Annotated in this window: 12 protein-coding genes and 1 pseudogene; all 13 read right to left on the bottom strand. The window is 37.1% G+C overall.

Annotated features, from left to right (window positions below):
- Positions 1-1,036: 1,036 nt before the first annotated feature.
- Positions 1,037-1,531 carry a hypothetical protein gene (locus tag RSX24_RS31935; protein WP_343262867.1) on the bottom strand — a complete coding sequence of 165 codons (495 nt, stop codon included), beginning with the start codon at positions 1,529-1,531 and terminating at the stop codon, positions 1,037-1,039.
- 55 nt (positions 1,532-1,586) lie between these two features.
- On the bottom strand, positions 1,587-1,772 hold the full coding sequence (locus RSX24_RS32430; RefSeq protein ID WP_497198221.1) for a hypothetical protein: 186 nt from the start codon (positions 1,770-1,772) through the stop codon (positions 1,587-1,589).
- A 481-nt stretch (positions 1,773-2,253) separates the two neighbouring features.
- Positions 2,254-2,706, bottom strand: a complete 453-nt coding sequence (locus RSX24_RS31930; protein ID WP_343262866.1) for a hypothetical protein — start codon at positions 2,704-2,706, stop codon at positions 2,254-2,256.
- Positions 2,707-3,851: 1,145 nt separating this feature from the next.
- Positions 3,852-4,385, bottom strand: a complete 534-nt coding sequence (locus tag RSX24_RS31925; protein ID WP_343262865.1) for a hypothetical protein — start codon at positions 4,383-4,385, stop codon at positions 3,852-3,854.
- A 198-nt stretch (positions 4,386-4,583) separates the two neighbouring features.
- Positions 4,584-5,099, bottom strand: coding sequence for a hypothetical protein (locus tag RSX24_RS31920; protein WP_343262864.1), 516 nt, complete (start codon positions 5,097-5,099; stop codon positions 4,584-4,586).
- A gap of 56 nt (positions 5,100-5,155) precedes the next feature.
- On the bottom strand, positions 5,156-5,413 hold the full coding sequence (locus RSX24_RS31915) for a CdiA C-terminal domain-containing protein (RefSeq protein WP_343262863.1): 258 nt from the start codon (positions 5,411-5,413) through the stop codon (positions 5,156-5,158).
- A gap of 1,027 nt (positions 5,414-6,440) precedes the next feature.
- Positions 6,441-6,965, bottom strand: a complete 525-nt coding sequence (locus RSX24_RS31910) for a hypothetical protein (RefSeq protein WP_343262862.1) — start codon at positions 6,963-6,965, stop codon at positions 6,441-6,443.
- Positions 6,966-7,013: 48 nt separating this feature from the next.
- Positions 7,014-7,217: a hypothetical protein gene (locus RSX24_RS31905; protein ID WP_236421558.1), complete on the bottom strand. Its 204-nt coding sequence runs from the start codon at positions 7,215-7,217 to the stop codon at positions 7,014-7,016.
- 135 nt (positions 7,218-7,352) lie between these two features.
- Positions 7,353-7,640 (bottom strand): hypothetical protein, encoded by a 288-nt coding sequence (locus tag RSX24_RS31900; RefSeq protein ID WP_343262861.1) that lies wholly within the window; start codon positions 7,638-7,640, stop codon positions 7,353-7,355.
- Between the two features lie 199 nt (positions 7,641-7,839).
- Entirely contained in the window at positions 7,840-7,989 is a 150-nt protein-coding gene (locus RSX24_RS31895; RefSeq protein WP_236421556.1) for a hypothetical protein, read from the bottom strand.
- Positions 7,990-8,089: 100 nt separating this feature from the next.
- Positions 8,090-8,281: pseudogene (locus RSX24_RS31890) on the bottom strand (hypothetical protein); the annotation flags it as partial.
- 225 nt (positions 8,282-8,506) lie between these two features.
- Positions 8,507-9,019 (bottom strand): SUKH-4 family immunity protein, encoded by a 513-nt coding sequence (locus RSX24_RS31885; RefSeq protein WP_343262860.1) that lies wholly within the window; start codon positions 9,017-9,019, stop codon positions 8,507-8,509.
- Between the two features lie 23 nt (positions 9,020-9,042).
- On the bottom strand, positions 9,043-9,711 hold a 669-nt coding region (locus RSX24_RS31880), incomplete at its 5' end, for a nucleic acid/nucleotide deaminase domain-containing protein (RefSeq protein WP_343262859.1).

Here is a 9,711-nt window from a genome sequence, read left to right as displayed (position 1 = left end):
ACATTGACGACGATCATCGCCGCACCTAGAGCCGCATCCGCGGCAGCCAACAAATACAAGGAGCTTCCGCCTGTCGGGATGGCCGCAATAATGGCTACCACGCCAAATATAACGTTAAACTCGGCGATCAGCATTTGCGATTCGATGATCAATACTTGAAACGTGTATCTGGATAAGTATCTCTTTTAAAATTCCTCCCCACCTTCGTCCTAACCCCGTAAGAGTGACAGATTCTTTATGGAACTCATTGAAGAAGTTCCAGTACACGTCTATAAAGTCAACGACGATACGACCAATGGATACAGTGACTCCCTTCCTGTGCCACCTCTCCCGAATTTTTGATGAATTTTGGTTTTTTTAGAGGGCAGATGGCTAGCCTTATACATTTCATGTCTGTTTTATGTTAACTGGTTGTCACCAGAGTTGCTTTCTTCATAGTAACAATCGCTGAAAGGTTCAGTTAAGTTACGGAGATATGAAAAAATTCCTTTTGATTGCCCTGCTCTTAATATCGGTGGTATCTATCCTGAAAGATGCGATTATATGCTACTTCATTTTCCCTATCGGGGGGGCATTCTAAAAGTTGCGAGTAAATTTGAAAATATGCTAGACGAAGATAACAAAAATAGGTCAATTATGATGGTATCTGACCATAATCAACCTATTTGATTATCGGAGTAGCGTTATTTAGGCTATACAGTTTAAGCATTGGATGTGCGAACCGAAATGGAGAATTCTTTATATGGGATATTTCTTAGGGTTATGACTACTTGAAATCAGCCGCCCGACTCATTCGGCACTGAGGGAGAGTTGAACAAAGACAAAAGAAAACCACAATACGGGCGTCTATCTCGCATTGTGGCTTGGCAGGTTGGAATGTATGTCTTATTGTTAGAGTTGTAAATGGGGTTTCACTAAATTTTTGCCAAACACCTTCAACCCCAAAATTCACTCATTTTGTATAATAAAGGGTAATTTTCGTCCTTATTAACTTGATCCCAGCGGATTACTGTAAAATCATCAGATACTACATTTGTTAATTGATGAGATAAAACAATATGGCTATTGTTAGAAAAAACAATACAAGTCCAACTTCTCTAGGATGATCCCATTGCAAGGAATTCATTGTTTCAATTTTAACTATTTCATATTTAATTAAACTGTGACCAATAATATTTTTAAAATAGTCCTCAGAATATTCCGGGTCACATGCTTCAATTGGAAATAATTCTTTGTCTTTTTTCATTAGGTCATCAGTTTCTATACCATCTATGGTTTCAGCCCATAGTATAATACTGCTAACTTTAACATCACTACTAAATCCTATTGATATATTTGGCTCAAATTCGATACAAAATGGTCCTGTTGTAAGTGAAAATACATCCTTCTTTTCTATCTCACATTCAGTTGCTGAATCTTCTTTGCTCCACCAGCTATATCGAATTAAATTTTTAACTCTTTTCCCAACTAAATGATCCAGTAAGTTTCTTTTGGCAGAGGGAAAAGATGATTCAAAATAATTATGTTTCATAACTACACCTCATTTATTTTTAGCTACTTCAATAAGTAAATTAATCATTTTAAGGTTATTTATTGGAGGGTTTCGTTTTTGTATGGACCTTTAGTGGGTCTGCAATTACAATGTGCCCATCTTCTTTAATTAAAAATTGAAGATCATCAATTTTTATTTTTTTGTCTATCATTGTTTTTTCAATATTTTCCAACCCCTTATTAAGTCCGTGCTTGGCCAAGATGGCGAGGTTGACAAGCATCAGGGCGACGCCCAGGTTGTCGAGCAGCTACTGGTCCATACCCATGAACGTGGGGTTGGTATACGCATTGCCGTTCTTTAGTCGTTCAGTTCTTCAAATTGACAAAAGCGAAAATAACAAAAACAAGTTAATTACGATGGTATCTAAACATAATCAACCTGCTTGATGAAATGGAATAGTGATACTTTAGGTTAAAAATTAAAACATTTAGTTGTGCGTACAACCGAAATGGTGAAATCTTTATAAACATTTTTAGTTGATCAGATGTGCTATTGATTGAATGTTAAGTATTCGGCACTGGGGGGGATTTTGAATAGCCGCCTCTTGCATGTTTGTATTGTTTGGTTTATTGCGGCGAAAATAAAGAAACCACAACACAGCGGTGAGGCTCGCATTGTATTTTTTATAAATTACATACAACTTTAACTATACGCAAGGTTCATTCTGCACTAGATACTTACCAAGACTTTTTTCTTCATGACTAGGTATCAAATGAGTTCCAGCGATCTTTGTCTACAAGAGCTTGAATATTACAAAAATCGTAAACTTCTATCATTCGCTTTGTTATGAGAAAACCATCACCATCGTCAATCTCTTCCTGAGTATACTCCTCTTCTTTTAATGACCAAGTAATTATAGTCTCCACATGAATTTCCATATCAGTTATTAGAATACTTCGAATCTCATTCCAAATGGTTTCTTCTTCCATATTCTTTTTAAGTGCTTCTTCATATGAAGCCACAATAATAACCATAAGAGCATACTTTTCATCTACACTCCAATTATTAGATCTATAACCATGAATAAATTCTTGAAGTCTAGAAGGATCTGCAACTATAATTTCCCAATCAATGTAATGTGCATCTGATAAATCAAATTTTTCGATAAGATTAATTCTTGCCTCTGGTGTAACTCCTATCGGATACTTATTCATTTTATCACCTTTCTGGCTTTGTAGGATGGGTACTATTGTACGGATATGCACTTGTTATACTGTTGTCCTCTCTAACAACAATAATTGCTCTATCTGCTGGGACTTTTTCTCCTGTTTTCAGAAATGATGTCCCTCCAACATTACTCGGCAATTCTATGTCATAAACTCCCGGGCCTTGTTTCGCAACTTCTGATATTAATTTTGCAGCATCTTTTTGATTATCCCACCTTCCAATCTGAACTTTATCATTAATTGCCCTAGCTTTTAATTTAGCATCAGTAATATGTGAGCCATGCTTAGAGTATGCATGACCATATGTGGGCAGACTCTTTGGTACATCCCATTTCCAATTTGAATATAAATCAGGAAATTTAACATAAGTATCTCTTTGAAAACTTTCCCTACCGCCATCCTAACCCATAATAGGTGAAGATTCTTTTATGAAACTCATTGAAGTAGTCCCAGTACATGTCTGTAAAGTCAACGACAATACGGCCGATGGATATAGTGACTCCCTTCATGTGCCATCCCCCGAATTTTTTCATGAATTTCGGGCTTTATTAGAGGACAGGTGGCGAGCCTTCGTTCCCAGCCTGTCTATGTCAACAGAGTTCTTTCTTCGCTGTTACAATCGCGGAAATGTTCATTTAAGTTGCAGACGATATGAAAAAACCTTCGTATAAGCCGCTCTACTCTTAATAGTGGTGGTATCTACCCTAAAGATCTGATTATTGCTATTTCATCTTCCCTTTCGAGGGGGGCATTCTAAAGTTTTGAGTAAATTTAAAAAAACGCAAGAAAACGAAGATAACAAAAAACAGATCAATTATGGTGGTATCTGACCATAATCGACCTATTCAGTGTAACGGAATAGCGTTATTTAGGTTATAAAACTAAAGCATTTGTTGTGCGTACAACCGAAATGGAGAAATCTTTATACAGGTATTACATGGGTTATATGTGTTATTGGTTGAATGATGGGTTCATTCGGCACTGAATGGGGTCTTTTTGAACAACCGACGCTTTGGTTACTTAAGATAAGCGGCAAATGAAAAAGAATATCACAATGGGCAGTTAGCTTGCATTGTAGCATTGTAGCGTTGTTGATTGTATATAAAGGATAATTTATAAACTCTGATGTTATTCTACAACAGAAGTAATTGTTCTTCACTATTTTTAAAAAAATCTTCTTCATAAGGGTAATTCAATAGTGCAAGATTTTCTTTAGTCAAATAATTAGCTTGATATTCATCTGAATGAGTATTGATCTGTAACACCCCTTTAATCCTTTTTATTAATGGGTAAGAAGTATCGTCTTCAACAAGCAAATCCTTATCGTTCAACTGCAGTAGTTTCCCAATAACTTCAAGCATCTTTAACCACCCAATATCAAAAGTACGCGATATAAATTGAATACTAATAGGAACATTTGTATCCACTCCATGATCTTCGAGATTCATCTCTCGAAAGCGTTTAATATAGTCTTCTTCTTCATCTAAATCTATACTTAGTGAAAAATAAGTGCAACCAATACTCACTTGTTGAGCATCAGATCGATCCCTTACTTCCACTTCATAATTAATTAATTCTACAAAAAATACTTCGCATATCATATCGTAAAATATCTTTCGCAAGGCTTCTCTAGGCAAATCAGAACCAACAGATACCCTAAAATCCATTTTAATCAAACCTCCAATACCCTCTTGTTACTTTGACGGGCTTCCATGACTAATAGTTCATTTAAATCCTTGTATTTTGACTTTCTAAGTCAATTTTGATTTTCACAGAAAAGAAATCACAACACGGACGGCATTGAGGCGTAGTTAATATGGTTACACAGAATGATAGACAAAATTAATGGACAAACCTCTCCTTTTCTAGTTACTTCCCTCTAAAAAATCTTCTTTATCATAAGGATAACTCAGTAGTCCTAAATTTTCTGGGGTCAAATACCACGCTCGATAATCCAAATTACTATTTATTAACAAACGCCCATTTACCCTTTTCAATAGCGGATATGTGGTATGATCCTCAACAACCAAATCCAGATTGTTTAACTGCAATAGTTTTCCAATAACTTCAAGTAGCTTTAACCATCCGATCTCAAATGTATAAGTTTTAAATTGAATACTAATTAGCACATTTGTATTCACACCGTACGCTTCATAATTCATATCTCGAAAACGTTCTGTATAGCCATCTTCATCATCTAAATTAATGATCATTGAAAAATATGTGCAGCCGATACTCACATATTGAGTATCAAATCGTTCCCATACCTCTACCTCATAATTAATTAATTCTACAAATAATACTTCAAATATCATATTGTAAAGCAATTTCCCCAATTCTTCTTTAGGCAAACTAGAACCAACTGATAACCTAAAATCCATCTTATCCAAACCTCCAGTACAATCTAGTTACTTTACGACCTTCAATGACTAATAGTTCATTTATATTTAACACTATCATTTGCTTGATATGTAGTTTTATCTCTAAGCGTGCCTAGATTGGTCTTCATATTATTTGTTCCAGGAGCATAACAATCCAACATTTGTCCCTCTATTATAAAGTCTGGACTTTTATTCGGAAGAACACCATAGCCATTTCCATCAAATGCACTTCCATTGGGCACTTCGTCAAGCATTATCGTGCGATATCCATTTTCAGCTAGCAAATCCGCAATTCTTGCCTCCTTCCATTTCACTCCAAAAACGCTGCTGCTGACTATTGGGCTGGCTTTTTCGGCTTCGTGAAATAGACACCAGTTGGTCCATCCATTGCAAATTCCGGGCCAAAACGAGTATTTCGTATCCGCTCCATCGAATTAGATACATAATCCGTGATATCGTCTACGCTTTTGTTCAGACGATCTTTAGTCTGCTCATTCTATGCCGTCCATGTCTCGTCCACTCGGCGATCATCATTTGCGGATCGATGATCAATACTTGAAACGTGTATCTCAGTAAGTAACTTTTTTAAAAATTTCCCTACCTTCGTCCTAACCCTCTAATAGTGGCAAATTCTTTATGGAACTCATTGAAGAAGTCCAAGTACACGTCTATAAAGTGAACGACAATACGGCCGATGGATACAGTAACTCCCTTCATGTGCCACCTTTCCCGAATTTTTTGATGAATTTTGGGTTTTATTAGGGACAGGTGGCTACCCTTATACGTTCCCTGTCTGTTCTATGTTAACTGGCCATCACCAGCGTTACTTTCTTCAAAGTAACAATCGCTGAAAGGTTCAGTTAAGTTACGGACGATATGAAAAAACTTTCGTTCTATCCGCCTCTATTCTTAATATCGGTGGTATCTATCCTGAAAGATGCGATTATATGCTACTTCATTTTCCCTATCGGGGGGCCCATTCTAAAAGTTGCGAGTAAATTTGAAAATATGCTAGACGAAGATAACAAAAAATGTCAATTATGATGGTATTTGACCATAATCAACCTGTTTGATGTATCGGAGTAGCGTTATTTAGGCTATAAAATTAAAGCATTTGGTGTAGGAGAAATCTTTATACGAGTATTACATGGGTTATGTCTGATTAGAATCAGCCGCCCGACCTATTCGGTACTGGGTGGGAGTTGATACAAAGGCAAAAGAAAACTACAGTACGAGCGGCTATATTGCATTGTGGTTTGGAGGTTGTATCGTACGCTTTTTTAAGCAAGATCTTCACTTGGAAAGGTGAGTTCTCACCTTATTTATCTCCATAATTATCAATTAAAAATAATATATGTCTTTTTTTGGAAACGAACCCACTCTTGGTAGGATTCTTTCTTTATAGTCTTCTTCCCAATATTTTTTTTGCTCTAATCCGCCTACATTAATACCAAAGTTGAACGTAGGATCGATAAAAATATCTTGTCCATTTAATAATTTCACATGTAACGCATCACAAACTAGACTTTTTTCATTTATTTGTAAACCATAGAAACAAGCATTTATAACTTTGTTATCTTCTGAATCATACTTTGTTAGTACAATTTCACTAACATTACTCTTGCAAACTACATCGTCTTCAAATTTATCAAATTCGTATCTTACTTTGTCAACCATTGATATCCTCAGCTTTGAATTCTGCTCAACTGATTGAAATTCTATGATTTGTTCACCAAACTCAAAATATAAAAAATCTAACATAGCAGAAAATTCAGCAGAACCGTTTTCCTCAAATGAAAGAAAGCCTGTTACATAAACATTGTTAAGCAAATTCTTTTGAATCAAATTTTCAAATTTCTTTAACATATACTTTTGCCTCCATTATTCTAAAAATATCAAGTTTAAATCCATACCTTACCCACGCTCTAATATTGTCACAAACTCTCCATCATATTTTGTAATTAGTGTATAATCCTTAGTTCGATATATATTGCCCTCAAAACCATGTTTATACGAAGCCTTACCTACATATTCAAATGTCACATCATTAATTGCCCTTGATAAATCTTCTAGGAAATTTGGGATATCTGCATCACTAGAGTATTTCGTACCAAGCACACATTCCAAATATCCCCTTTTTATTAGCGATAATGTTCTTTAAATTTCTTTTCATTTCCTATAGATATTTTAACTTTACCCGTTCCCTCAGACTCTCTCTTTGAGTGTTTACTATTACCTGAAGAACCATGATTGTCAATCTTCATAATTACTGGCACGTTTCCACCGTTGGGTAGGTTGCATGTACCTAATACGCCACGGAACACTAGCCGCAGCACCTTCGGTCATTTTCCCAACTGTTTTGGCAATAAGTTCGCCCAACTCACTTAGAGATGGAGGAGATAATGCTGCATTGGTCTTAAATTTCCCATCTTTTATTACAGCGGCGGGATTGTCTGGGTTATCCCCATTTCCATGAAGGAAACCTTTTGGCCCCGAACCATCCCCGTGGTCCGACTTAGTTCCCGATTTGTTGATTTTCATGGTGCCCTTCTTGGCTAGCGAGCTGCCTCCAAGCGCCATTCCGGCAATATCTAGCTGAGCTAAATTCGCTTCCGCAGCCGAACCTTCAGCAACGTCATGCGGCCTGTCGCCACGTAAGACATGTCCGTTTGCTCGGTGAGCATATACAGTTTGCCGAGATACAGCACGATTCCGGGGGATACGGACAGCTTGTCTGTCTTTACTTCGACCTCCGCCCTGGCAATAATGCGTTCGCATAGTTGCGGTAGCAGAGTTCCAGATAGTCGCGCGGATAATCTGGAAGCTGTTCCAGCATGGCGGTTTTGAGAATACGGCCTTTCTGGAAATGCGGGTACACATGCGTGAACATCAACTTCTCCCTCCCTTCGAACCAGAGTCAGCGCCTTACGACGTACTCCGGGTAATCCTCTCGGGCACTTCATTTTGCGCCATTCTCTCGGTCCGATTCTCTACTTCCTCCCATCAAAAAAGTCCAATTCGGGCAGATCTGGCTCGAACGGAAACAGCTTCTGCGGACCAAGATAGAGCTGTTCGTTCTTTCGGGCAACCGGCAGGACGTAGAAGCCCCAATGGCGATCATCCGGGAAAACGAAGAACTTCGTCTCGCCGTTCACGATCGAGTCGGTAGCATCCTGCGGAATATAACAAAAAAACAGGTTGATTATAGTGGTATCTGACCATAATCAACCTGTTTGATGTAACGCTATTATGTTAATAGAGATACTTTTTACAGCCATTCAGTACGTACATCTTAATTCATGAAAATTTTCTTACAAATAGAACAAAGGTTATGTTGGTAAGGATAGGAAAAGTCGTTTCATTCGATACTAGGTAGTCCTAATGACTTAATTATTTGAGAGCTTCGATTAGATAGAGCAGTTTTCATACTCCTCTACAAGTCTTGACCATGTACTCTCTTTGTCCAACATTGCTGTAGAGTCGATTTTTTCAAATTCCTCTCGCATCATTTTCCCAAATTTTTCACACTGCTCATCATCGTCTATGTCATCAACTTTTCTAAGCTCAGTATAAAATAGCTGATGGAATAACAAAAACAATTTTATACTTGAATTAATGAATATCCTATCCTCTCGACTTTCCAGAAGTGCAAATACTTCTTGAGTAGTTTTCTTAATTGAAATGAAAGCCCCCCGACTTTGTCCTATGTTAATGAACTCTTCTCCGTTAAAGGTGATTCTTTCAAAATTAATTGAATCAAAGAACTTGATACCTTTCATTTCAAAGATTGTATGATTTTTAGGTAAGCCATAATTCAATAAAAACTCCATTGTTTCCTCTGAAAAACCGTATATCCCCAACTCATCTATACTGTACCTAAAAAAATCACAGTTCCAAAAATCCTTTGATAGTTCAATCATTAGATATTCCCCCTTTACTTTCATTACTTAAATAACGCCTTAATAGCCTTCTTCATTTCGTCATTACCACGTTTTCTCGAATCATAGTCTCCGTATTCAAAACTATGAGTTACTTCTGCATTCGGATAATTTTTATAAATCAAATTATCACAGTGATGATATGGCTCAAGATTACATGGTTGCCTTTCGGTATATATCCTTTTTATCTTAGAAGAATCAATTCCCATTTCAGTCACTCTCTGATGAAGTATTTCTTCTGAGTGTACTCCTAGTTCCCTATTACTTTCAGCAATCTCATACTTGAGTATTCCGTTATCCTCGTATTCTAAGATCGCAATATTCCTTGTCCCCTGAACACCATTTTTCATTCTATAATCAATTACCATTCTACTTAAATCTGATTCACCATAGCCAACAACTTTTGAACGGCTTAAACCAAATTCAGTATTACCCATCCCCTCATCCAACTTCTTCGCTAAATCACCTTTGCCTGCTTCCATTTCACTCCAAAAACGCTGCTGCTGGCTATTGGGTGGAATTGGCTTTTTCGGCTTCGTGAAATAGACACCGTTTGGTCCATCCATTGCAAATTCTTGGCCAAAACGAGTATTTCGCATCCGCTCCATCGAATCAGATACATAATCCGTGATATCGTCTACGCTTTTGTTCAGACGATCTTTAGTCTGCTGCTT

Origin of the sequence: Paenibacillus hubeiensis (assembly GCF_032334105.1) — a bacterium.
Lineage (GTDB): Bacteria > Bacillota > Bacilli > Paenibacillales > Paenibacillaceae > Paenibacillus > Paenibacillus hubeiensis.
This window is presented reverse-complemented; position numbering and strand designations above follow the sequence as displayed.

Bases quoted from the DNA above. Each gene is read 5' to 3' on its own strand.
- RSX24_RS31925 (WP_343262865.1), bottom strand. From the start codon at position 4,385: ATGGATTTTAGGGTATCTGTTGGTTCTGATTTGCCTAGAGAAGCCTTG.
- RSX24_RS31935 (WP_343262867.1), bottom strand. From the start codon at position 1,531: ATGAAACATAATTATTTTGAATCATCTTTTCCCTCTGCCAAAAGAAAC.
- RSX24_RS31895 (WP_236421556.1), bottom strand. From the start codon at position 7,989: ATGTTCACGCATGTGTACCCGCATTTCCAGAAAGGCCGTATTCTCAAA.
- RSX24_RS31910 (WP_343262862.1), bottom strand. From the start codon at position 6,965: ATGTTAAAGAAATTTGAAAATTTGATTCAAAAGAATTTGCTTAACAAT.
- RSX24_RS31930 (WP_343262866.1), bottom strand. From the start codon at position 2,706: ATGAATAAGTATCCGATAGGAGTTACACCAGAGGCAAGAATTAATCTT.
- RSX24_RS32430 (WP_497198221.1), bottom strand. From the start codon at position 1,772: ATGCTTGTCAACCTCGCCATCTTGGCCAAGCACGGACTTAATAAGGGG.
- RSX24_RS31900 (WP_343262861.1), bottom strand. From the start codon at position 7,640: ATGAAAATCAACAAATCGGGAACTAAGTCGGACCACGGGGATGGTTCG.
- RSX24_RS31885 (WP_343262860.1), bottom strand. From the start codon at position 9,019: ATGATTGAACTATCAAAGGATTTTTGGAACTGTGATTTTTTTAGGTAC.
- RSX24_RS31920 (WP_343262864.1), bottom strand. From the start codon at position 5,099: ATGGATTTTAGGTTATCAGTTGGTTCTAGTTTGCCTAAAGAAGAATTG.